Origin of the sequence: Mizugakiibacter sp. (assembly GCF_039680435.1) — a bacterium.
Classification (GTDB): Bacteria; Pseudomonadota; Gammaproteobacteria; order Xanthomonadales; family Rhodanobacteraceae; genus Mizugakiibacter.
The window spans coordinates 1-23,356 of the sequence record NZ_JBDKSX010000101.1 but is presented as its reverse complement, the minus strand read 5'-3'; the positions used below and the strand labels follow the sequence as shown (position 1 = coordinate 23,356).

Genomic DNA, 23,356 nt, shown 5'->3' with positions numbered 1-23,356 from the left:
CATGGCGCCATGGGCTGGCCTATAATCCGCGTTCCCCCTGGGAGCCGCACTCCGGCGGAGGCGGCGCAACGGCCGGGTCACGTCCGGCCATCGGTCTTTTCGGAGTGGTCATGAGCATCGAACAGCTTGAGAGCATCGCCCAGGCGATGGTCGCCCCGGGCAAGGGCATCATCGCGATCGACGAGTCGAACAACACCATCAAGAAGCGCTTCGATGCCGTCGGCGTGGAGAACAGCGAGGAGCATCGCCGCGCCTACCGCGAGATGCTGCTGACCACGCCGGGCCTGAACGAGCACATCTCCGGCGCGATCCTGTACGACGAGACCATCCGCCAGTCGACCAAGGCCGGCGTGCCGTTCACCAAGATCATGCTGGACAACGGCATCCTGCCGGGCATCAAGGTGGACAAGGGCCCGCACCCGCTGGCCGGCTTTCCCGGCGAGGTGGTGACGGAAGGCCTCGACGGCCTGCGCGAGCGCCTCAACGAGTACGCGCGCCTCGGTGCCAGGTTCGCCAAGTGGCGCGCGGTGATCGCCATCGGCGAGGACATGCCCAGCTCCACCTGCATCGACGCCAACTGCCACGCGCTGGCGCGCTACGCGGCGCTGTGCCAGGAAGCGGGCCTGGTGCCGATGGTCGAGCCGGAGGTGCTGATGGACGGCGACCACGACATCGACCTCTGCTACGACGTCACCGAGGCCACGCTGCGCAGCCTGTTCGCCTCGCTGTACGAGCAGGGCGTGATGCTCGAGGGCACCATCCTCAAGGCCAGCATGGTGCTGTCCGGCAAGGACTGCGCGGAGCAGGCGGACATCGAGGAAGTCGCCGAGGCGACCATCCGCTGCCTGAAGACGACCGTGCCGGCCGCGCTGCCGGGCATCGTGTTCCTGTCCGGCGGCCAGAGCGACGAGATGGCCACCGCGCACCTCAACGCGATGAACCAGATGGGCCCGCACCCGTGGCCGCTGTCGTTCTCCTACGGCCGCGCCATGCAGCAGGCCGCGCTGAAGCTGTGGGCCAAGGACATGGCCGGCAACTTCGCCGCCGCGCAGAACACCGTCGCGCAGCGCGCGAAGGAAAACGGCCTCGCCGCGCTCGGCCAGTGGTCCAGGGCCGCCTGAGCGGTTCCGTCGGCGGACGAAAAAACGGGCGCCTCGCGGCGCCCGTTTTCGTTTGCGGCATCGCCTGGGCGATGCGGTGTCCGATCAGAAGCGGTACTCGGCGCTGACCGACAGCAGGTCGCCCTTGGCGTCGATGTCGGAGTCGTTCGCCCAGTAGCGGTCGTAATTCAGCCCGACGCTGACGTTGTTGCTGAAGTCGTAACCGAAGCCCACGCCGCCGTAGTACTTGTTCTTGTTGTTGCTTTCGCTGACCGAGATGATGCCGGCGCCGGTGTCGACGGTGCCGCTCAGCTTGCGGTGGCCATTGAAGAAGCCGGCGCGCGCGGAGAAATACCACTGCTCGGCGATGGCGAACTTGCCGTTGACGCCGACGTTCCAGCCGCTCAGCTTGAACTCGGCGCTGGCGCCGGGAACCTTGTCGGTGAACTTGCCAAGGTCGACGTAGCCGGCTTCGACGCCGAGCAGCACGGACGGCGATACCGCCCAGCGGTAGCCGCCGTTGATGGCGAAGCCGGTGTCGGTGTCGTCGGAGGCGTTGACGCCTTTCAGCTTGGACTGGCCGACCTGGCCGTTGACGAAGACGCCGCTGCTGTAGTCGGCGGCCTGGCTGAGGGTCGGGACAGCGAAGGCGCACGCGACCAGGGCGAGCGCAAGCATGCTCTTCTTCATTTTTCAGGTGTCCTGTATGGCTTGGCGATGTTTCTGCGCCGCCGGCCCATGCTCGGTCAGCGCTTCCTGTCGCGCTCGATCCCCCGCGGGCACGGCGCGGCGACTCTAGGGGCGCGTGTGCCGATCCATCGTGTGTTGGATCAAGGAACGAGAAAAAAAACGGGCGCCGTACGGCGCCCGTTAAGTTGGAGAGTGCGGTGCGAGCGGGGAAGGGGGCGGCGCCTGTCCCGAGGCGTCGGTGCTCTGGCCACACGCGGCCCGCTTGCGCGGACCGGCCTGAAGGCCCGGGTCGGGCCTTCGGACTCGTGTGCAGCACGCGCGGTGCGGGCGCGCGGCGCGATGCTGCTGGAAAACCGTGGGGTAACGCAGCGTGCGGGGCACCGATGCCGCCGGCGCCCCGCGCGCCGTTCATCAGAAGCGGTACTCGGCGCCCACCGACCACATGTCGGTGCTGAGGTCGAGGCCCTTGTTGTCGGCCTTGTAGTAGTCGTAGTTCAGGCCGATGCCGAAGTTGTTGCTGAAGTCGTAGCCGAAGCCCACGCCGCCGTACCAGTCGGTGTTGTCGGCGCTGACCCGCACCGGCGCGGCGCCGTTGTCGTTGACGCCGTGGCCGGTCCAGCCATAGATGCCGGCGCGCGCGCTGGCGTACCAGTTCGGCGTGAAGTTGTAGTGGCCGTTCACGCCCGCGGTCCAGCCGTGCAGCTTGGACTTGTCGTTGGCGACCACCGGGTCGCTGTTGAAGGCGTTCTTCAGCTTGATGTTGCCGAGGTCGTTGTAGCCGACCTCGACGCCGAGCAGGGTCTGCGGGGCGACGGCCCAGCGATAGCCGCCGTTGATGCCGTAGGCGGTGTCGCTGTCGTTGTACGGGCCCTTGTCGACCGAGGCCTGGCCGACGTTGCCGTTGACGAACCAGCCGTTGGTGGCACCGGCGTCCTGGGCGAAGGCCGGCGCGGCTGCGATACCGGCGACGAGGGCGAGGACAGTCAGGGACTTCTTCATGGGGAGTATCTCCATATTCGTAGTGAAGCCGCGGCGCGGGGGACGTCGCGGTGAAGGTGCCCGGCCTTTGTTCGCCTGCGCGGCCGGGTCACGCTTCGACCGTAGCTGGAGCGTCCTGAATGCAATTACAATACCAGTGCGTTCAGTTTTTGCTCAGGAACCTGAGCGCGACAAGCCAGCCCCCGATCGGCGACAATTTCGGCTTTGTAGCCCCACGATCCCCGGAGATCCTCGATGCCGACCCGCCGCGAACTCGCCAACGCCATCCGCGCCCTCGCGATGGACGCCGTGGAGGCGGCCAGGTCCGGCCATCCGGGCATGCCGATGGGCATGGCCGACATCGCCGAGGTGCTCTGGAACGACTTCCTCAGCCACAACCCGGGCAACCCGAAGTGGCCCAACCGCGACCGCTTCGTGCTGTCCAACGGCCACGGCTCGATGCTGCAGTACGCGCTGCTGCACCTGACCGGTTACGACCTGCCGATCGAGGAGCTGAAGCGCTTTCGCCAACTGCATTCGAAGACCGCCGGTCACCCCGAGGCCGCGGAAACTCCGGGCGTGGAAACCACCACCGGTCCGCTCGGCCAAGGCCTCGCCAACGCCGTCGGCATGGCGTTGGCCGAGAAGGTGCTGGCGGCGCGCTTCAACCGCGACGGCTTCCCGATCGTCGACCACTACACCTACGTGTTCGCCGGCGACGGCTGCATGATGGAAGGCATCTCGCACGAGGCCGCCTCGCTGGCCGGCACGCTGAAGCTCGGCAAGCTGGTCGTGCTGTACGACGACAACGGCATCTCCATCGACGGCGAGGTGCACGGCTGGTTCACCGACGACACGCCGAAGCGCTTCGAGGCCTACGGCTGGGAAGTGATCCGCGACGTCGACGGCCACAATCCGGAAGCGGTCAAGGCGGCGCTGGTGTCGGCCGCGCTCGATCCGAACAAGCCGACGCTGATCTGCTGCAAGACCGTGATCGGCTTCGGCGCGCCCAGCAAGCAGGGCAAGGAAGTCAGCCACGGCAGCCCGCTCGGCAAGGACGAGATCGCCGCCGCGCGCCGGCAGCTCGGCTGGACGCATCCGCCGTTCGCGATCCCCGACGCGATCTACGACGCCTGGAACGCCGAGGCGCGTGGCGCCGAGCGCGAAGCGGCATGGAACGCGCTGTTCGCGCGCTACGAGCAGGCGCACCCCGCGCTCGCCGACGAGTTCGCGCGACGCATGGCCGGCGAGCTGCCGGCCGGCTGGCAGGTGCATGCCGATGCCTGCATCCGCAAGCTGCAGGCGGACGGCCCGGTGGTCGCCTCGCGCAAGGCCTCGCAGATGGCGCTGGACGCCTACGGCCCGCTGCTGCCCGAGCTGATCGGCGGCTCGGCCGACCTGGCCGGCTCGAACCTGACCGTGTGGAAGGGCTCCAAGGACGTCAACAGTAGCGACGGCAGCGCCAACTACGTGCACTTCGGCGTGCGCGAGTTCGGCATGACCGCGATCTGCAACGGCCTCGCCCTGCACGGCGGCTTCCTGCCCTACGACGCCACGTTCCTGGTGTTCTCCGACTACGCGCGCAACGCGGTGCGCATGTCCGCGCTGATCCCGGCGCACGTGATCCACGTCTACACGCACGATTCCATCGGGCTCGGCGAGGACGGCCCGACCCACCAGCCGGTCGAGCATCTGGCCAGCCTGCGCTACATTCCCAACAACCGCGTCTGGCGGCCATGCGATGCGGTCGAGTCCGCGGCGGCGTGGAAGGCGGCGATCGAGCGTCGCGACGGCCCGTCCTGCCTGGTGTTCTCGCGGCAGAACCTGGCCCACCAGCAGCGCGACGCGGCGCAGCTCGCCGACATCGCGCGCGGCGCCTACGTGCTGTCCGACCCGCCGGAGGCGGCGTTCAAGGCGATCCTGATCGCCACCGGCTCGGAGGTTGAGCTGGCGATGGAGTCGATGCGCGCGCTGGCGCAGCAGGGCATCGCCGTGCGCGTGGTGTCGATGCCGTGCGCGGAAGCGTTCGACGCGCAGCCGCTGGAGTACCGCGAGGGCGTGCTACCGTCGTGGTGCCGCGCGCGCGTGGCGATCGAGGCCGGCACCGCCGACTACTGGCGCAAGTACGTCGGCCTCGACGGCGCGGTGATCGGCATGACCACGTTCGGCGCCTCGGCGCCGGCCAACGTGCTGTTCGAGCACTTCGGCTTCACCGTCGCCCACGTCGCCGACGCGGTGAAGGCCGCCCTGCGCTGACGCGCGGCCCGCGGCCGCCGCGGCGCGCACGCTGCGCGGGGCCGCGAGCGCGTGCCGTGGCGCGCCTACGCCCCGGCGAGCAATGCCCGCAGCGCCGCAGGCGCGTCGGCGAGCGCGTCCGCGCCGGCCGCTTCCAGCTCATCGCGGTTGCCGAAGCCCCACAGCGCGCCAATGCCGCGCACGCCGTTGGCGCGCGCGCCCTCGATGTCGAAGTGGCGGTCGCCGACCATCGTCGCGTCGTCGGCGCGCACGCCGAAATCGGCGAGCGCCTGCGCGATCATCGTCGCCTTGGTGCAGTGCCGGCCGTCCGCATCCGGGCCGTACACGCGCGCGAAAGCGGCGCCGAACGGCAGGTGCGCGACGATCTTCTCGGCCTGCGGGCGCACCTTGGTGGTGACGATGGCGAGGCGGCGACCGGCGCCGGCGAGCGCGTCGATCAGCTCCGGCACGCCGGCATAGATCTCGTGCTCGGCCCAGCCCAGCGCGTCGAAGCGCTCGCGGTAATGGCGCACCGCCTGCTCGACGCGCGCGGGGTCGTCGCCGACCACGCTCGGGAACGTCTGCCGCAGCGGCGGACCGATCCAGCCGCGCAGCGTCTCCGTCGGCGGCGCCTCGGCGTCCATGCGCGCGAAGGCGTGGCGCATGCAGGCAAGGATGCCCCGCTCGGAGTCGATCAGGGTGCCGTCGAGGTCGAACAGGCAGAGCATGCTGTCGTCTTGTCTTTCCCGTATGCGGGGTCAATTGCGGTCGCCTGCACGCAGGCGACCGGCGCAGGCGATTTCCCGCAGCGCCCGTTCAGCCCTGCGCCCGCGCTTCCAGCACCGCCACCGCCGGCAGGGTCTTGCCCTCGAGGAATTCGAGGAAGGCGCCGCCGCCGGTGGAGATGTAGGAGATGCCGCCCTCGACGCCGTACTTGTCCACCGCGGCGAGGGTGTCGCCGCCGCCGGCGATCGAGAACGCGCGCGACGCGGCAATCGCCTTCGCCAGCGTCTCCGTGCCGCGGCCGAACTGGTCGAACTCGAACACGCCGACCGGGCCATTCCAGACCACGGTGCCGGCCTGGGCGATCAGCGCGGCGTAGCGCGCGCTGGTTTCGGGGCCGATGTCGAGGATCATCTCGTCGGCGCCGACCCGGTCGACCGGCTTGACCGTCGCCGGCGCGCTCGCCGAGAACTCCGGCGCCACCACCACGTCGCTCGGGATCGGCACTTCGGCGCCGCGCGCCTTGGCGTCGGCGATCACCTTGCGCGCGGCGTCCAGCAGGTCCGGCTCGGCCAGCGACTTGCCGATGCCGTAGCCGGCCGCGGCGATGAAGGTGTTGGCGATACCGCCGCCGACGATCAACTGGTCGACGCGGCCGACCAGGTTCTCCAGCAGCGTCAGCTTGGTCGACACCTTGGAGCCGGCGACGATCGCCAGCAGCGGCCGCGCCGGCGCGTGCAGCGCCTTGGCCAGCGCATCCAGTTCGGCCGAGAGCAGCGGGCCGGCGCAGGCGACTGGCGCGAACTTCGCCACGCCGTGGGTCGAGGCCTGCGCGCGGTGCGCGGTGCCGAACGCATCCATCACGAACACGTCGCACAGCGCGGCGTATTTCCTCGCCAGCGCCTCGTCGTCCTTGCCCTCGCCGACGTTCATGCGGCAGTTCTCCAGCAGCACGATTTCGCCGGGCGCCGCCTCGACGCCGCCGAGGTAGTCGCGCACCAGGCGCACCGGGCTGCCCAGCGCCTGGCTCAGCCAGTCGGCGACCGGTGCCAGCGACTCGGACGCCTCGAATACGCCTTCCTTCGGTCGGCCGAGGTGCGACATCACCAGCACGCGCGCGCCGGCCTCGCGCGCCGTGCGCAGCGTGGGCAGGGCGGCGTCGAGGCGCTGCGTCGAGGTGATGCGGCCGTCCTTGATCGGCACATTGAGGTCTTCCCGGATCAGCACGCGCTTGCCGCGCAGGTCGAGGTCGGTCATGCGAATCACGGACATGGTCGTTTCCTTGGATGGGGTGTCGAATGCAAGCGCGTAAGCCCGTACGAGCAGCCGTCCCTGGTGCGGTGCCACGGCCCGGCCATCCATGGCCGGGCGCTCGCCGGCGCGGGCTGCTATCCGTAGCAGTTCGCGGCGGATCCCGGCTCGCCTTCCCGGATCAGCACGCGCTTGCCGCGCGGGTCGAGGTCGGTCATGCGGATGACGGCCATGGGATCGGTTCCGTAAGGGGGACGCCTGCGGCAGGCGCCGCAGCAGGTGGGCCGCGTATTTTCCGACGGCGCCGGCAGGCAGGCAAATCGGCCCTTCAAAGCCGACGTGGCTCGGGGTACGCTGCGCGATCCCGGCACGCGCGCAGAGGGCGCACATGCAGCACGGACTGGTGCTCTACAGCTACTGGCGCTCCAGCGCGGCCTACCGCGTGCGCATCGCCCTGAACCTGAAGGGACTGCCCTACGCGATCCATGCCGTGCACCTGGTGCGCGAGGGCGGCGAGCAGCATCACGACGGCTACCGCGCGCTCAACCCGCAGGAGCTGGTGCCGGTGCTCAAGGACGGCGAGCGCGTGATCCGCCAGTCGCTGGCGATCGTCGAGTACCTCGAGGAAGCCTACGAGGGCGAGACGAAGCTGCTGCCGATCGCGGCGCGCGACCGTGCGCGCGTGCGCGCGCTGGCGCAGATCGTCGCCTGCGACATCCATCCGCTCGGCAACCTGCGCGTGCTGCAGTACCTCGACCACGAGTTCAATGCCCCGCAGGTCGAGCGCGAACGCTGGGTGCGGCACTGGATGGCGGCCGGCTTCGGCGCGCTGGAGAAGCTGCTTGCCGACAGTCCCTGCACCGGGCGCTTCTGCGAGGCCGATTCGCCCGGCTATGCCGACCTCTGCCTGGTGCCGCAGGTCTACAACGCGCAGCGCTGGGGACTGTCGCTGGAACCGTATCCGACGATCCGCCGCATCCACGACGCCTGCATGGAGCTGGAGGCGTTCCGGCGCGCGCGCCCGGAAGCGCAGCCGGACGCGCCGAAGCCCGGATGATGGCGCGGTTGCGTGGATTGCCCCCGGGACGTAAGCGGAGCGCACGCTGCGCGCTACGCTTTTCCCGAGCCCCGAGCCTCAGAACGCGTTGACGTCGTAGGGGTCCGTTTCGCCCAGCGTGTTGCTGTTGCCGCCTTCGGCGAGGCGGATCTTCAGCGCCAGGCCGTCGCGCGAATCGGCCTTGCTGAGCGCCTCTTCCAGTTCGACCTTGCCCTCCTTGTACAGCCGGTACAGCGACTGGTCGAAGGTCTGCATGCCGTCCTGCAGGCTGCGGTCCATCGCTTCCTTGATCTCGTGGATCTGGCCGCGGCGCATCAGGTCGCGGATGTGCGGCGTGTTGATCAGCACCTCGACCGCCGGCACGCGGCGGCCGTCCTTGCCGACCACCAGGCGCTGGCTGATCACCGCCTTCAGGTTCAGCGCCAGGTTCATCAGGATGTTCTTGTGCGCCGACTCCGGGAAGAAGTTGAGGATGCGTTCGATGGTCTGGTCGGCGTTGTTGGAGTGCAGGGTGGCGAGGCAGATGTGGCCGGTCTCGGAGAACGCGATCGCCGCTTCCATCGTGTCGACGTCGCGGATCTCGCCGATCATGATCACGTCCGGCGCCTCGCGCATCGCGTTCTTCAGCGCCTCGTGGTAGCTGTGCGTGTCGAGGCCGACCTCGCGCTGGTTGACGATCGACTTCTTGTGCCGGTGCAGGTACTCGATCGGATCCTCGATGGTGAGGATGTGGCCCGAGGAGTTCGAGTTGCGGTGGTCGATCATCGCCGCCAGCGTGGTCGACTTGCCCGAGCCGGTGGCGCCGACCACCAGGATCAGGCCGCGCGGCTCCATGATGATGTCCTTGAAGATCTGCGGCAGCTTGAGCTGATCGACGGTCGGGATCTCGCTCTTGATCGCGCGGATCACCATGCCGATCTCGCCGCGCTGCTTGAACACGTTGATGCGGAAGCGGCCGGCGTCCTTGACCGCGATCGCCATGTTCAGCTCGAGGTCGCGCTCGAACTGCGGCACCTGGCCCTCGTCCATCAGCGAGTAGGCGATCTTCTTGACCATGCCGCTGGGCAGGCCGGTGTTGCCGAGGGGGTAGAGCTTGCCCTCGACCTTGATGTTCACCGGGGCGCCCGTCGTCAGGAACATGTCCGACGCGCCCTTGTCGACCATCAGCTTCAGGAAGTAACCGATATCCATGTGACCGCCTGCATTGCAATGGTGGACGCGGGTTCCCCACAATAGCCCGCGCTTCGCAGGGTTTCGTTTATGGCACGTATGTTTCCGAAAATCCAATACCCGCTTCCGCTTTTGGCGCTGCTGGCGCTGGCCGCCTGCAGCACGGCCCCGCCGCCGACCGACGCGCTGGCGCGGGCCCAGGCGCAGGTGGAGTCCGCGCGTGCCGCCGAGGCCCGCGACTACGCGCCGGTCGACCTCGGCTTCGCCGAGCAGAGGCTGGACGCCGCCAAGGCGGCGATGGCGGCGAAGAAGTACGCCGATGCCGCCGACCTCGCCGACGAGGCCGGGGTGGCGGGCGAGCTGGCGCGCGCCAAGGCGCGGCTGGCCAAGCTGCGCGGGGACGTGCAGGACCGCAGCGCGCAGAACGCAAAGCTGCGCGCCGACGTGCTCGACCACGCCGTGGCCGCGCCGGCCCCCTCCAGCAGCAGCGGCGGCGTGCAGTTGCCGCAGATCGAGCTGGCACCCGCGCCGGCCAGCAGCACGCCGCCGCCCGCCGGCGACGGCCAGGACACGACGACTTCCGGAGGCCGGCCCTGATGCTGCGCAAGTACGTTTCGCTGACGCTGGCCGCCCTGCTGCTCGCCTGCACCGGCCTGGCGGCCCACGCCGCCAAACCGGATCTCGACTACCAGCGGCTGGGCGCCAGCCTCGGCCAGCTCGCCGCCGATCCGATCATGGGCGGCTACGCGCAGGCCGAGCAGGCGCGCGCGCGCGATGCGCTGGAGCGCCTGCGCGACGCCGATCGCCGCGGCCGTCCGCACGCGCTGTACATGGCCGAGAAGCTGGTCGACCTGGCCGCCACCGCCGCGCAGATCGAGGACGCCCAGCGCAAGCTGGCCCTGCTCGAGCGCGAGCACGACCGCATCCTGCTCGAGGCCAGCCGCCGCGATGCCGACGCCGCCCGCGCCGAGCTGGAGCGCCAGCGCCTGCAGAACCTGGCCGCCGCCGAGGAAACCGCGCGGCTGCAGGCGCAGGGCGAGGAGGCGGCGCAGCAGGCCGAGCAGGCGCGCAAGGAGGCCGAGCAGGCGCACAAGGTGGCCAAGGCGCAGTCGCGCGCGGCCGCGCTGGCGCGCCAGGAGGCTTCGCTGGCCGAAGCCGCAGTCGCGGCGATGCAGGGCAACCTCGACCATCTCGAGGCGCGGCCCGGCGAGCGCGGCCGGCAGATGGTCCTGGATGCCGACATCTTCGCCGCCGGCCAGGCCAGCCTGCGGCCGGAGGCGAAACGCCATCTCGGCCGCGTGGTCGAGTTCGTGCAGGCCGAGCCGGGCAAGCGCATCCGCATCGAAGGCCACGTCGACACCGGCGGCAGCAAGGCGCTGGCGCGCCAGCGTGCGGATGCCGTGCGCGGCGCGCTGGTCGGCGCCGGCGTCGACGCCGGCCGCATCAGCACCGCCGGCAGCAACGGCCACGGCGACGGTCGAGTGGTCGTGAGCCTGCAGGGCGGATGAGCGCCAAGACGTTGATTTAGCGTTATTTTCACGACAAGTCGCCATTTCCGGAAGCGGGCGCCGGGCGCGGTTGCACCCCCCTCCGCAAAGGAGTAGCGTCGGGCTCATGGAGGGTCGTGCGGCCCTCCCGCGAGCACGGCCCCAGGCATGCTTCCTCGTGTCGATCCGTCACCCGCCAGCGCCGGTTTTCCGCGGCGCGCGGGTGCCCGATGGATCGGCATCTCCCGTTTGTGCTTCCCCCACCGCGGCGCCGCTTCCCCGGGGCGGCCGCGCCGCGCCTTGTCGTACGCCAGAGGAGGTTCGACGATGTTCGAAAACCAGCAGCGTGAAGATGTCGAGGCGCTGATGAAGGCGAATACCGAGTTCCGCCGCCTTTATCAGCATCACCAGGAGCTCGACAGCAAGGTTCGCGACGCGGAACTGGGCGTGCTGCCCATGGACGACACCACGCTCACCACCATGAAGCGTGAAAAGCTGCGGGCCAAGGACCGCCTGCTTCGCATGTGGGACATGCACCGAGGACGCACGCACTGACGGTTTTCCCCTGCGGCCCGCATCGCGGGCCGACCGTCGGCTCGGTTATCATCCGTGCTTGCCCGCCCTGCGGGCAGACTGAGCCGACGACATCCCGACCGCCGCGGCGCCGCGCCGCGGCGGTGGCCCGCACGGAGCCCGCATGAAGGTCCAATCCAGCGTCCTCGAACTGATCGGCCGCACGCCGATGGTGAAGACGCAGCGCCTCGACACCGGCCGCTGCGAGCTGTTCCTGAAACTCGAGAACGCCAATCCCGGCGGTTCGATCAAGGATCGCATCGGCCTGAAGATGATCGAGGCCGCCGAGCGTACCGGGAAGATCGCGCCCGGCGCCACCCTGGTCGAGGGCACCGCCGGCAACACCGGCCTCGGCCTCGCCCTGGTCGCGCAGCAGAAGGGCTACCGCCTGATCCTGGTGGTGCCCGACAAGATGAGCCGCGAGAAGATCTTCAACCTGAAGGCGATGGGCGCCGAGGTGGTGCTGACGCGCTCGGACGTCGCCAAGGGCCACCCCGAGTACTACCAGGACTTGGCGAAGAAGATCGCCGACGACACGCCGGGCGCGTACTTCATCAACCAGTTCGGCAATCCGGACAACCCGGCCGCGCACGAGGAAACCACCGGCCCGGAGATCTTCGAGCAGCTCGACGGCAGGGTCGATGCGATCGTGTTCGGCTGCGGCTCGTCCGGCACCATGACCGGGCTGTCGCGCTACTTCGCGCGCGTCTCGCCGCAAACCGAGCTGGTGCTGGCCGATCCGGTCGGCTCGATCCTCGCCCAGTACATCAACGAGGGCACGCTCTCGATCAAGTCGGCGAGCTGGATGGTCGAGGGCATCGGCGAGGACTTCCTGCCGACGATCAGCGATTTCACGCGCGTCCGGAAGGCCTACGCCATCACCGACAAGGAAAGCTTCCTGACCGCGCGCGAGCTGCTGCAGAAGGAAGGCGTGCTGGGCGGCTCCTCCACCGGCACCCTGCTCGCCGCCGCGCTGAAGTACTGCCGCGAGCAGACCGCGCCCAAGCGCGTCGTCACGCTCGTCTGCGACACCGGCAACAAGTACCTGTCGAAGATGTACAACGACTACTGGATGCTGGACAACGGCTTCCTCGCGCGCCCGCAGTACGGCGACCTGCGCGACCTGATCCTGCGCCCGTACGCGCAGCGCGACACCGTGGTGGTCGGCCCGCACGAGCCGCTGACCACCGCCTACCAGCGCATGAAGCTGTACGACGTCTCGCAGTTGCCGGTGATGGAGGGCGACCGCATCGTCGGCATCATCGACGAGTCCGACCTGCTGCTGCACGTGCACGCCGACGAGCAGCGTTTCCGCGACCCCGTCTCCACCGCGATGGTCGCCGCGCTGCACGTGCTCGACGTCAAGGCGCAGATCCAGGCGCTGCTGCCGGTGTTCGACGCCGGCCACGTCGCCATCGTGATGGACGGCGACAAGTTCCTCGGCCTGATCACCCGCATCGACCTGCTCAACTACCTGCGGCGGCAGGTGCAGTAGGCGCGTCGCAGGGCCGCGGCTGAAGCCGCTCCTGCAGAGGTGATGGCGTCGGGTTTTCGTGGGAGGGGCTTCGGCCCCGACCAGCGCACCGGTCGCGGCTGAACGCTTCCGCAACCGTCGGGTTCCCGGGAATCGCCGACGGTCACGGCGAGTGGGCCCTCGCCGTCGGTACAATGGCAGCTTTCCGGCGCAACCGCCGGCAGAAGCGAGATATTCCATGACAAAAGCCCCGAATCTCGGCCTCGGCACCCGTGCGATCCACGCCGGCCAGAGCCCCGACCCCACGACCGGCGCGATCATGACGCCGATCTACGCCACCTCGACCTATGTCCAGGCGAGCCCCGGCAAGCACAAGGGATACGAGTATTCGCGCACGCAGAATCCGACGCGCATGGCCTACGAGCGCTGCGTCGCCAGCCTCGAGGGCGGCAAGGCGGGCTTCGCCTTCGCTTCCGGTTTGGCCGCGGCCGCCACCGTACTCGACCTGCTCGATTCGGGCAGCCACGTGATCGCGATGGACGACCTCTACGGCGGCACCTACCGCCTGTTCGAGCGCGTGCGCCGCCGTTCCGCCGGTCTCGACTTCAGCTTCCTCGACCTGAATGACCTGCAGGCGCTGAAAGCCGCGCTTAAGCCCAACACCCGCATGATCTGGGCGGAGACGCCGACCAACCCGATGCTGAAGCTGGTCGACCTGACGAAGCTCGGCGCATTCGCACGCAAGCATGGCCTGATCCTGGTGGTCGACAACACCTTCAGCTCGCCGATGGTGCAGCGCCCGCTGGAGCACGGCGCGCACCTGGTGCTGCATTCGGCGACCAAGTACATCAACGGCCACTCCGACATGGTCGGCGGCATCGTGGTCGTCGGCGACCATCCCGAGCTGGCCGAGCGGATGGCGTTCCTGCAGAACTCGGTCGGCGCCGTCGCCGGACCCTTCGACGCGTTCCTCGCCATGCGCGGCCTGAAGACCCTGCACCTGCGCATGCGCGCGCATTGCGCCAACGCGCTGGAGCTGGCGCAGTGGCTGGAGAAGCATCCGGCCGTCGGGCGCGTGATCTATCCCGGCCTGAAGTCGCATCCGCAGCACGCGCTGGCGCGCCGGCAGATGCACGGCTTCGGCGGCATCGTCACCATCGAGGTCAAGGGCGGCTTGAAAAAGGCGCGGCGCATGCTGGAGCGCTGCGAGCTGTTCGCGCTGGCCGAATCGCTCGGCGGTGTCGAGAGCCTGATCGAACACCCGGCGATCATGACCCACGCCTCGGTGCCGCCGGCCAACCGCAAGCGGCTCGGCATCAGCGACGGGCTGGTGCGGCTGTCGGTGGGGGTGGAGGATATCGAGGATCTGAAAGCCGAGTTGCGCGAAGCGCTTGCTTGAGGCCCGCTGGAGTGCGGGTGATTGCCGAGTATTGAGGGTGTGTTGATGCCGGCATTGATGATCCGCAGGCTCTCAGCCCTACTGCTGCGCGGGATTGCGCGGGGGCGGGCTTATGCGCCGCTGATGCGTGTGTACGCTTGGGTGCCGGCGCCGGTGCGGGCCGGCATTCGCCGCAGGCTAACCTGGTTTGCAGGCGGTATGCGGCGAAGGCCTGTCGTGGCGGTACGCGCGAACGACGCGAAGACGATCGCTCCGGCGGATTGGAGGCCACGCCCGCAACACCACGGGGCCGGGGTCAACCTTTACGGCTATGTCCGCGGGGGATTTGGCCTCGCTGAAAACATGCGCCTTTACGCGCGCGCATTGCTCAGCGTCGGTTATCCGACCACACTGCTCGATGCGGGCATCCCAATTCCCGGCCGCATGCTCGACGATTCGCTTGCGCCATGGATTGGCGACACGCCGGCCCACCCGGTCAATTTGTGCTTCGTGAATCCGGACCAGTTTCCTGCGATGCGCGAACATGCGGGCAGTGAAGCTTTCACGAAGCGCTACACGATCGGGTTCTGGCTCTGGGAGCTTGAGCGCATACCGGAAGCATGGTTGCCCGTGCTTGACCTTGTCGACGAGATCTGGGTGCCCACGTCGTTCGTGCAGCAGGCGTTCCGCAAGGTTACGCGCAAGCCGGTGACGTGTGTTCCCATGGCGATCGATGTCGACCCCGGACTTGCGCTCGGGCGTCGGGATCTGGGTCTTGAAGAAGGATGTTTTACTTTCCTGTTCAGTTTCGATTTTCACTCGTATTTCGCCCGCAAGAATCCCATGGCGGTGATCGATGCGTTTTGCGCCGCGTTCCCGCCGACACGCGGCGACGTGCGCTTGGTGATCAAGTCGATCAACGGCGAGCGCTTCCCCGACCAGCTCGCCCAGCTGGCGAGCATGACGGCGCGCGACCGACGCATCATGTTGCACGACGGCTTCCTGGATCGCGGCGAGATGTTCGCATTCCTCGCGTGTGCCGATGCTTATGTCTCTCTGCACCGAGCGGAGGGCATAGGACTGGGGCTGGCGGAGTCGATGTATCTGGGTAAGCCCGTGATTGCGACCGGCTATTCCGGCAATCTCGATTTCATGTCGACGGCGAACAGCTGCCTGGTGGATTTCCACATGGTCGACGTGCAAGCAGGCGAATACGCGTTTACCGAGGGGCAGCAATGGGCCGAGCCTGATGTGGAAGCCGCCGCCGCGCACATGCGCCGCCTGGCCGACCATCCGGAGCAGGCTCGCGCACTCGGTGCGGCTGCTGCAGCCAGTGTCCGCGAACGGCTGTCGCGTGCGCGTTGCGCAGAAGCGGCTGTCGCGCGCCTGCGGGAGATCGCGGCGCTACGTACAACAGACACGGCGCAGGAGACAGCAATATAGCGTTGTCGGCCGTTTGCCGCGGTGAGGTCCAATCCACAGACACCTTCACATGAACGAAATGCTACGGGCCATCTGGCGCTATCGCCACTTCATCCTGTCGTCGATACGCAACGATTTGCGAGCGCGCTTTGCGCGCAGCCGGCTCGGCGCGATTTGGATGATCCTGCAGCCGTTGGCACAGGTGGCGATCTACGCCTTGATTCTGTCGCGCGTGCTGGCCGCGAAGCTGCCCGGCATCGATAACCGCTATGCCTACGTGATCTATTTGATGGCTGGCATGATCGCCTGGGCACTGTTCAGTGAGGTGCTCACTCGCTCGATGACGATGTTCGTCGAGAGCGGCAATCTCATGAAGAAGATCGTCTTCCCGCGTGTGTGCCTCCCGGTGATAACGGCCGGCTCGGCGCTCGTGAACAACTTTCTCCTCCTGCTGGCGTCGGCCGGGGTGTTCGCGCTGGTCGGGCACTTCCCCGGGCCGAACATGCTCTGGCTACCCGTGTTGATCGCGGTCAACTTGGTCTTCGCGCTCGGCGTAGGGCTGATTCTTGGCGTTGTCAACGTGTTCGTACGCGACGTTGCCCAGGTGATGAACGTGGTGCTCCAGCTCCTGTTTTGGCTCACGCCGATCGTATACATGCCGACCATCATTCCCGCGCGGCTGCAATCGGTGCTGGTGCTCAACCCCCTGTATCACCTCGTGGCTGATTTCCAGAGCGTCATCCTGTACGGCCGCGCACCCGGTGTGGTCGGTCTCGCGGTGATCGGGAGCGCCTCCGTGTTGCTGCTGGGTATTTCACTTCTGCTGTTCAGAAAGGCAGCACCCGAAATGGTGGACGTGCTGTGAGCGACGCATTGTTGAGTGTGCGCAATCTCGGCAAGGCCTACCGCGATTACGGCAGCGAGTGGAAGCGTTTCGCTTCCTGGTTCGGCGTTACGGTTCGCTTGCGTGCGGAGCATTGGGTGCTGCGTGGCGTGTCCTTCGACGTTGCCCCCGGCGAGGCGATCGGTATCGTCGGCCAGAACGGCGCAGGGAAGAGCACGTTGTTGAAGCTGGTCACGGGAACGCTGCGCGCCAGTGAAGGCATGTTGACAGTGCGGGGCAGGATCTCGGCGATCCTCGAGCTCGGCATGGGATTCGATCCCGATCTCACCGGACGCGAGAACGTCGTTCACGCGGCGGGCCTGATGGGCTTTCCGCGCGATGCCATCGACTCCGCCATGCCGGACATCGAGTCTTTCGCGGAGGTCGGCGAGTACTTCGACCAGCCGGTGCGCACCTATTCGAGCGGCATGCAGATGCGCGTAGCTTTCAGCGTGGCCACCGCATTCCGCCCCGACATCCTGATCGTCGATGAAGCGCTTTCCGTCGGCGACGCCTATTTCCAGCACAAGTGCTTCAAGCGGATCCGCGAATTCCGCGAACAAGGCACCACGCTTCTGATCGTCTCGCACGACAGCGGCGCCGTGCAGAGTCTGTGCGACCGGGCCTTGCTGCTCGATGCGGGCACGCTGGTGAAGGATGGCGATCCTGCGGAGGTGATGGACCTCTACAACGCTTTGATTGCGGAGCGCGAGAACAGCACGGTGAAATCGCTCAGGCATGAGAGCGGGCGCGAACAGACGGTATCGGGCACTGGTGAGGTGACGGTCGAATCGATTTGCCTCGTGGATGCCGACGGCGCACCGCTCGATCTCGCCGATGTCGGACAGCCTGTTACGCTGCGCGTGCGGGTGACCGTGCACGCCGATGTGCCGCGCCTGGTGTTCGGCTACATGATCAAGGATCGCCTTGGTCAAGCGATGTTTGGTACGAATACACATCACACGAGGCAGGCTCTGCACGATGTGCGTGCCGGGCAGGTCATCGAGTACCGTGCGACGTTTCCGATGAACTTTGGGGCTGGAAGCTACTCGGTGTCCACCGCCCTTGTGAGCACTGACACGCACTTGGTGAACAACTATGAGTGGCGCGATCTGGCACTCGTGTTTACCGTGTCTAACATGACCCGAACACCATTTGCGGGATCAGCGTGGGTGCCCCCGATGATCGAGATCGTGGCATGAGCAGGGTGTCGTACGCGCAGAATTTCGAAGATGTCATGCTTCTGCGCGCTCTGGGTGATATTGAGCGCGGCTTCTACATCGATGTCGGCGCGCAAGACCCCACCACGGACTCTGTGACGCGCCTTTTCTATGAGCGCGGTTGGCACGGTATCAACATCGAGCCCGTGGGGCATTGGCATGAACGTCTCGAGTCAGAGCGACCCGACGATCTCAATCTTCGCGTTGCCATCTCCGATCATGAAGGTGTGGCCAGTTTCTTCGAGGTGATCGGCACCGGTCTTTCGACGACGTCGGTGGAAATCGCCGATCGGCATCGGCGCGATGGGCGTGAGGTCGTGGAGTCAAGCGTCCCCGTCACTACACTCGACGCGGTATGCGCCGTTCATGGCGTCGTCGAGGTGCATTTCCTGAAGATCGACGTCGAAGGGGCGGAAGACGCCGTTCTTCGTGGCCTGTCTCTCGATCGCGTCAGGCCCTGGATCATCGTCTCTGAAGCGACGGAGCCGAACACGCAGATTGCTACCCATGCGCGCTGGGAGAACCTGCTCACTTCCCGCGGTTATGAATTTGCGTACGGCGACGGTCTCAATCGTTTCTATCTTTCGAGAGAGCATAGGGACAGGCGGTCCGCGTTCGCCGTGCCGCCGAATTGCTTTGACGATTTCATCACCTATCGAGAATGGCTCGGGCGCAAGTACGCCGATGAGCTGAAGACGAAACTGGATGGCGAGCACGCAAGGTCGGTAAGCATCGGGGAAGAGCTTCGGCACTTTCGCGATGTATCCGCCGATGCCTTGCGCAAACTTGATTCTGCCGAGGCGCGTGCAGCAGAGATTCAACGTGCGCTCGAGGATGTCGTAGGGATCCGGGACGAGCTCCTTGCGCAAATCGAGGTCGTTCGCGTCGCTGCTGAGAACAGGGGGCGGCGAATTGGCGAGCTTGAACAGCAGGTAAGCGCACTGGATACCGAGCGGCATGACCTGCATCACGCGCTGCAGGTCCGCGATGCTGCGATCGACGCCCTGTTGATGAGCAGGTCGTGGAGATTGACCGCGCCACTTCGCTCCGTTGGGCGTTTACTTCGCATTCCGGCGCGAGGGCTGCGAAGGGCCCGGGGGTTTGCAGCGGCATGGGCGAGGCGTCTCGGCTTGCGAATGGCGGCTGTTCCGTGGCTTCGCGCGCACGCTCGCCGCTTGACAGCCAGCCACCCCGCGGTTCGGCGCAGATTGCGTGACTTTCTCATTGGTCGCGCCGTTTTTACCGATGATGCCATTGAGCGCGTGCAGGAGGACACCTCTGCGGGCAGGGACCTGTCTGCGCGTGAGCGCAAGGTGCTTATGGTTCTTAAGGACGTTTTGGAGTCGACTCGCGGGCCCGGAGGGAAACCCTGATACATGCGTATCGTGATCGATCTTCAGGCATGCCAATCGCGTGCGCACGCGAATCGCGGCATTGGCCGTTATTCGCTGTCACTTGCAAAGGCCATGGCACGGGCATGCGGTGACGACGAGATATGGGTTGCGCTCAACGGCGAAATCGATGGCTCCGTAGAGGCGGTAAGGGCAGAGCTGCTTGGATATCTCCCCAGTGAACGCGTCATCGCGTGGCATGGCACGGGTTCGACACGTGCCGACGCGGCCACGAATCGATGGCGACGGTATGCCGCCGAGCGCGTGCGTCAGGACTTCCTGGATTCGCTTCGTCCCGATGTCGTGCATGTCAGCAGCCTCTTCGAGGGATTCATCGATGACACCGTAACGTCGGTACCAGCAGATCGTAGTTACGCAGTAGCGGTAACGCTCTACGACCTCATCCCCATGGTTCATCAGGATGTCTACCTGAGGGATGCGCAGACGCGCGCCTGGTATTTCGAGAAGATCGAGGCATTGAAACGTGCTGACCTGCTCATGGGCATCTCTCGCTACTCGTGCGATGAGGCGGTGCTCGAACTAGGTGTGGCGCCGGCACGGGTCGCCGCCATTTCAGCCGCGGTCGATGCGGCATTCCGCCCGGAACGGCCAACTCCGCAGCGAGCGCGCGAGCTGAAGGAGCGCTTGGGTTTGGGCGGGCAGTTCGTGATGTATACGGGAGGCATCGACTATCGCAAGAACATCGCTGGCCTGATCGGGGCTTATGCCAAGTTGCCTGAACGCCTACGCGAGGGGCACCAGCTCGTCATAGTTTGCGATGTGCGGCCGGAACAACGCCTGCAGTTGATGTCGGTCGCGGCGCGGGCTGGGCTTCGCGATGGCGAAGTGATCTTCACCGGCTTCGTCGACGCTTCTGATCTTGTGGCGCTCTACAACCTGTGTGAGGTATTCGTTTTCCCTTCCCTGCACGAGGGGTTCGGCTTGCCGGCGCTTGAAGCCATGGCTTGCGGCGCGCCGGTCATCGGCGCCAACACTTCGAGCATCCCTGAGGTGATCGGACGCGAAGACGCGTTGTTCGATCCACGCAGCGAAGATGCCATGGCGACGAAGCTCGCCCAGGTCATGACTGACGCGTCATTTCGCGAAGACCTCAGCAGGCACGGACTGGCGCGTGCGCGTCAGTTCAGTTGGGAAGCATGTGCGGCGGCAGCTCTATCTGCGATGCGGGATCTTCACGCACGACGCACACGGACCCTTCCTGCCCGCGAACGTGGTGCTACGGCGGCCCGCCCGCGCCTGGCTTTCGTGTCGCCGCTGCCGCCGGAGAAATCAGGCATTGCCGACTACAGCGCGGAGCTGTTGCCCGCACTCGCTGAACACTACGAGATCGAGGCGGTGGTTGCCCAGGAGACCGTCGCCGATGGGTGGGTGCGCGAGCATGTCGTACCTCGTTCAGTCGAGTGGTTCTCGGCGCATGCCGGTCGCTACGATCGGGTGCTATACCAATTCGGGAACTCCATCTTTCATGGCCACATGTTCGGATTGCTGGAGCGCATTCCCGGTACGGTCGTCCTGCACGATTTCCACTTGGGTGGCATTGCCAGCCACCTCGAGTGGGCCGGTAAGGCCCCCGGTTTCTGGACGCGTGCCCTCTACGAGTCGCACGGGTATCGCGCTCTGCTGGATCGACAGGCCGCCGACGATCCCGAGCGGATCCTCGAAATGTATCCGTGCAATGCGGGTGTGCTGGAGAATGCGGACGGCATCATCGTCCATTCGCTCCACAGTTGCGCGCTCGCCGATCGCTGGTATGGCGCCGGAACCAGTCTAGGTTGGAAGGTGATTCCGCATTTGCGTGCGCTTCCCGAGTGCCAGGATCGAGTTGAGGCCCGCAAGGCGCTCGGGATCGATGCCGAAGACTTGGTTGTATGCAGTTTCGGAATCCTCGGCCCCGGGAAGCACAGCCGCCTGATTATCGAGACGTGGGCAGCATCTGCACTGGCACGCGATCCGGCGGCAAGGCTCATCTTTGTAGGCGGTTGCCACGACCCTGAATACGATCGGGAACTGCGCGGCATCATCGACAGCCACGGACTGGCTGGACGAGTCACCATTACCGGATACGTCGACCGTCCTGCCTATACGCGGTTCCTGGCGGTGGCCGATCTAGCGGTGCAGCTACGCAGCCGATCAAGAGGGGAAACCTCGGGAACAGTCCTCGACTGCATGGCGCATGCTGTGCCGGTCATTGTCAATGCACACGGCTCGATGGCGGAACTGCCGCAGGACGCCGTCGTTTCGCTTCCCGACGCGGTCGCTCCGCGAGAACTGGCAGCCGCGCTGGAGAGGCTGGCTCTCGATGCGGGTTCTCGACGCGCGCTCGGTGAGCGAGCGCGGAAGTATTGCCAGTCCGAGCTGGACCCCATCCACATCGCGCGGATGTATCGGGACGCGATCGAGTCGTTCCACGGTTCCGGAAGCCGCCAGAGAGTGCGTCGACTGGCAGCTGACCTTGCGGCGATGCACGATGTGCCTTACCCGAGTGAGGGTGACCTTCGACGGGTCGCTTCGGGTATTGCGGCCAACGCCGTGCGCAGGGTGGCGACACGGCAATTAATGGTGGACGTGTCGGAGCTGGCGCGTCGTGACGCGAAGAGTGGCATCCAGAGAGTGGTACGTAGCGTCCTGAGCCATCTGCTCACCTCGCCGCCGGACGGTTATCGCGTCGAACCCGTGTTTGCGGAACCTGGTGAACGTTATCGCTATGCACGAGGCTTCACTGCGCGGCTGCTGGGGCTTGAAAGCATCGGTCTCCCGGATGATCTGGTCGATGTGGAGTCGGGTGACATATTCCTCGGCCTCGACTTGGCCTTGGAGGAGGTCCCTGCGAACGCGTCGCAGTTCCGCGTCATGCGCGACAAGGGGGCGTCGGTTTACTTTGTGGTTTATGACCTGCTGCCTTTGATCCGCGCCGACTGCTTCCCAGCGCATGCATACGAGCTCTTCGGCAAGTGGGTCGATACGCTTGCAACCGTCGGGGACGGCGCGGTCTGCATTTCTCGGGCGGTTGCCGATGAGTTGCTCCTGCACCTCGACGCCGTGAAGCCGGTCCGGCATCGCCCATTCAGTATCGGGTACTTCCATCTTGGCGCGGACATCGCCTCCAGTGCGCCGAGTTCGGGTATCCGTGAAGATGAGTTGCGCGCGTTGGCGATGCTGTCCAGCCAGGCGGCATTGCTGATGGTTGGGACCATCGAGCCGCGCAAGGGCCATGCGCAGGCATTGGATGCATTCGAGGTGTTGTGGCGACGGCAAGAGAACATCGCGCTCGTCATGGTCGGCAAGCAGGGCTGGATGACGGATGCGCTGACGGAGCGCCTTCGCTCACATCCACAGCGCGGCAGGCGGCTGTTCTGGTTTGATTCTGCCAGCGACGAACTGCTCGCGCGCCTCTACGCGACAAGCAGGGCTTTGCTGGTTCCCTCCGAGGGCGAAGGTTTCGGCTTGCCGCTCATCGAGGGAGCCCAGCACGGGCTGCCGATCATCTGCCGGGATCTGCCGGTGTTTCGTGAGATCGCCGGCGATGGCGCGTTCTACTTCTCGGGCTTTGATGGGCGCGATCTGGCCGAAGCGATCGACGCATGGCTGTCTTGTAGTGCTCGCGGAGAGGCGCCTGGTTCCACGTCCCTGCGTTGGCACAACTGGAGCCAGGCTACGCAGCAGTTGCTGGAAGTCGTGCTCGGGGGGCGCTGGTATACCGCATGGGTCGATCGCCCCAGCTACTGTTTCCCCTCGTATGATCGTCGAGTGGCGCCAAAAACGGGACGGCTCGAGCGTGGAGCTGCAGTTGCCGACGACCAGGGGGGGGTGTCGTTGTCGCGGTGCGGGGTGAAGGTTGAAGCAGGGCGCTACCGTTACCGGGTGTATGGAGAAATCGTGTTCGCAGGGCGGGGGGCGCGTTATGAGCTCCTGCTAGATCCCGTCGGACTGCCCGTGCTTGAGGGTGCGCTGCAGCAAGTTCGGCGCGGCGACCCACTTGTGGATGTCTATGTCGATGTGCCTCATGGCGCCGCGAGCCCTCGAACCCGTGTGCAGGCCGGTGAGGGGGCGTGCGTGCGCGTCGAGCGATTCACGTTGGAACGCGTAGATGGTCGGGTGCCCGTGGATAGCGCGGAATCGAAGAGCCCCGGCGAGTCATCGAGCTCCTATTGTAGGGACGAAGGATGAAAAATGCTTTGATCACCGGCGTCACCGGCCAGGACGGCGCCTACCTGACGCGCCTGCTGCTGAACAAGGGTTACCGCGTCTACGGCACCTACCGGCGCACCAGTTCGGTGAACTTCTGGCGCATCGAGGAGCTGGG

19 protein-coding genes are annotated in these 23,356 nt (G+C 66.5%); 14 read left to right on the top strand and 5 right to left on the bottom strand.

The genetic code is table 11. The annotated features are described in order from the left end of the window. Positions 1-110: 110 nt before the first annotated feature. Positions 111-1,121 carry a class I fructose-bisphosphate aldolase gene (locus ABFC67_RS10905; protein ID WP_346738059.1) on the top strand — a complete coding sequence of 337 codons (1,011 nt, stop codon included), beginning with the start codon at positions 111-113 and terminating at the stop codon, positions 1,119-1,121. Between the two features lie 84 nt (positions 1,122-1,205). Here the strand turns inward: ABFC67_RS10905 and ABFC67_RS10900 are convergent, their stop codons facing one another. Together ABFC67_RS10900 and ABFC67_RS10895 are read right to left on the bottom strand one after the other, a co-directional pair. Then, the gene (locus ABFC67_RS10900; protein WP_346738058.1) at positions 1,206-1,790 is read right to left on the bottom strand and encodes a porin family protein; all 585 of its coding nucleotides are present in this window, start codon (positions 1,788-1,790) and stop codon (positions 1,206-1,208) included. A 411-nt stretch (positions 1,791-2,201) separates the two neighbouring features. Further along, positions 2,202-2,789 carry a porin family protein gene (locus ABFC67_RS10895; RefSeq protein ID WP_346738057.1) on the bottom strand — a complete coding sequence of 196 codons (588 nt, stop codon included), beginning with the start codon at positions 2,787-2,789 and terminating at the stop codon, positions 2,202-2,204. Between the two features lie 234 nt (positions 2,790-3,023). On the opposite strand from ABFC67_RS10895, the gene tkt reads away from it, so the two are divergent. Next, complete coding sequence (gene tkt / locus ABFC67_RS10890; protein WP_346738056.1) at positions 3,024-5,024, top strand: transketolase; 2,001 nt, start codon at positions 3,024-3,026, stop codon at positions 5,022-5,024. Positions 5,025-5,089: 65 nt separating this feature from the next. Here the strand turns inward: tkt and ABFC67_RS10885 are convergent, their stop codons facing one another. Beyond that, the gene (locus ABFC67_RS10885) at positions 5,090-5,731 is read right to left on the bottom strand and encodes an HAD hydrolase-like protein (RefSeq protein ID WP_346738055.1); all 642 of its coding nucleotides are present in this window, start codon (positions 5,729-5,731) and stop codon (positions 5,090-5,092) included. A gap of 88 nt (positions 5,732-5,819) precedes the next feature. Further along, entirely contained in the window at positions 5,820-6,998 is a 1,179-nt protein-coding gene (locus ABFC67_RS10880; protein ID WP_346738054.1) for a phosphoglycerate kinase, read from the bottom strand. 367 nt (positions 6,999-7,365) lie between these two features. On the opposite strand from ABFC67_RS10880, the gene maiA reads away from it, so the two are divergent. Next, positions 7,366-8,034, top strand: coding sequence for a maleylacetoacetate isomerase (gene maiA, locus ABFC67_RS10875; RefSeq protein WP_346738053.1), 669 nt, complete (start codon positions 7,366-7,368; stop codon positions 8,032-8,034). 78 nt (positions 8,035-8,112) lie between these two features. Here the strand turns inward: maiA and ABFC67_RS10870 are convergent, their stop codons facing one another. Then, positions 8,113-9,225 (bottom strand): PilT/PilU family type 4a pilus ATPase, encoded by a 1,113-nt coding sequence (locus ABFC67_RS10870; protein ID WP_346738052.1) that lies wholly within the window; start codon positions 9,223-9,225, stop codon positions 8,113-8,115. A 69-nt stretch (positions 9,226-9,294) separates the two neighbouring features. Between ABFC67_RS10870 and ABFC67_RS10865 the strand changes: the two genes are divergently transcribed. The 11 genes from ABFC67_RS10865 to ABFC67_RS10815 form a co-directional block, all read left to right on the top strand. Further along, positions 9,295-9,801: a DUF4398 domain-containing protein gene (locus ABFC67_RS10865; RefSeq protein WP_346738051.1), complete on the top strand. Its 507-nt coding sequence runs from the start codon at positions 9,295-9,297 to the stop codon at positions 9,799-9,801. Then, entirely contained in the window at positions 9,801-10,712 is a 912-nt protein-coding gene (locus ABFC67_RS10860; RefSeq protein ID WP_346738050.1) for an OmpA family protein, read from the top strand. The genes ABFC67_RS10865 and ABFC67_RS10860 overlap by 1 nt, the downstream gene beginning before the upstream one ends. Before the next feature lie 306 nt (positions 10,713-11,018). After that, positions 11,019-11,246: a YdcH family protein gene (locus ABFC67_RS10855; RefSeq protein ID WP_346738049.1), complete on the top strand. Its 228-nt coding sequence runs from the start codon at positions 11,019-11,021 to the stop codon at positions 11,244-11,246. A 142-nt stretch (positions 11,247-11,388) separates the two neighbouring features. After that, a complete protein-coding gene (locus ABFC67_RS10850; RefSeq protein WP_346738048.1) occupies positions 11,389-12,759 on the top strand; it encodes a pyridoxal-phosphate dependent enzyme in 1,371 nt (456 codons plus the stop codon). 217 nt (positions 12,760-12,976) lie between these two features. Then, positions 12,977-14,137 (top strand): PLP-dependent aspartate aminotransferase family protein, encoded by a 1,161-nt coding sequence (locus ABFC67_RS10845; RefSeq protein WP_346738047.1) that lies wholly within the window; start codon positions 12,977-12,979, stop codon positions 14,135-14,137. Positions 14,138-14,182: 45 nt separating this feature from the next. Then, entirely contained in the window at positions 14,183-15,559 is a 1,377-nt protein-coding gene (locus tag ABFC67_RS10840; protein WP_346738046.1) for a glycosyltransferase family 4 protein, read from the top strand. A gap of 49 nt (positions 15,560-15,608) precedes the next feature. Next, on the top strand, positions 15,609-16,403 hold the full coding sequence (locus ABFC67_RS10835) for an ABC transporter permease (RefSeq protein WP_346738045.1): 795 nt from the start codon (positions 15,609-15,611) through the stop codon (positions 16,401-16,403). Beyond that, complete coding sequence (locus ABFC67_RS10830; RefSeq protein WP_346738044.1) at positions 16,400-17,623, top strand: ABC transporter ATP-binding protein; 1,224 nt, start codon at positions 16,400-16,402, stop codon at positions 17,621-17,623. The genes ABFC67_RS10835 and ABFC67_RS10830 overlap by 4 nt, the downstream gene beginning before the upstream one ends. Further along, on the top strand, positions 17,620-19,014 hold the full coding sequence (locus ABFC67_RS10825; protein WP_346738043.1) for an FkbM family methyltransferase: 1,395 nt from the start codon (positions 17,620-17,622) through the stop codon (positions 19,012-19,014). Before ABFC67_RS10830 ends, ABFC67_RS10825 begins: the two co-directional genes overlap by 4 nt. A 3-nt stretch (positions 19,015-19,017) precedes the next feature. Continuing rightward, a complete protein-coding gene (locus ABFC67_RS10820; RefSeq protein ID WP_346738042.1) occupies positions 19,018-23,220 on the top strand; it encodes a glycosyltransferase in 4,203 nt (1,400 codons plus the stop codon). Then, positions 23,217-23,356: GDP-mannose 4,6-dehydratase (locus ABFC67_RS10815; protein ID WP_346738103.1), on the top strand; the 140-nt coding region annotated here is incomplete at its 3' end. The genes ABFC67_RS10820 and ABFC67_RS10815, both read left to right, overlap by 4 nt.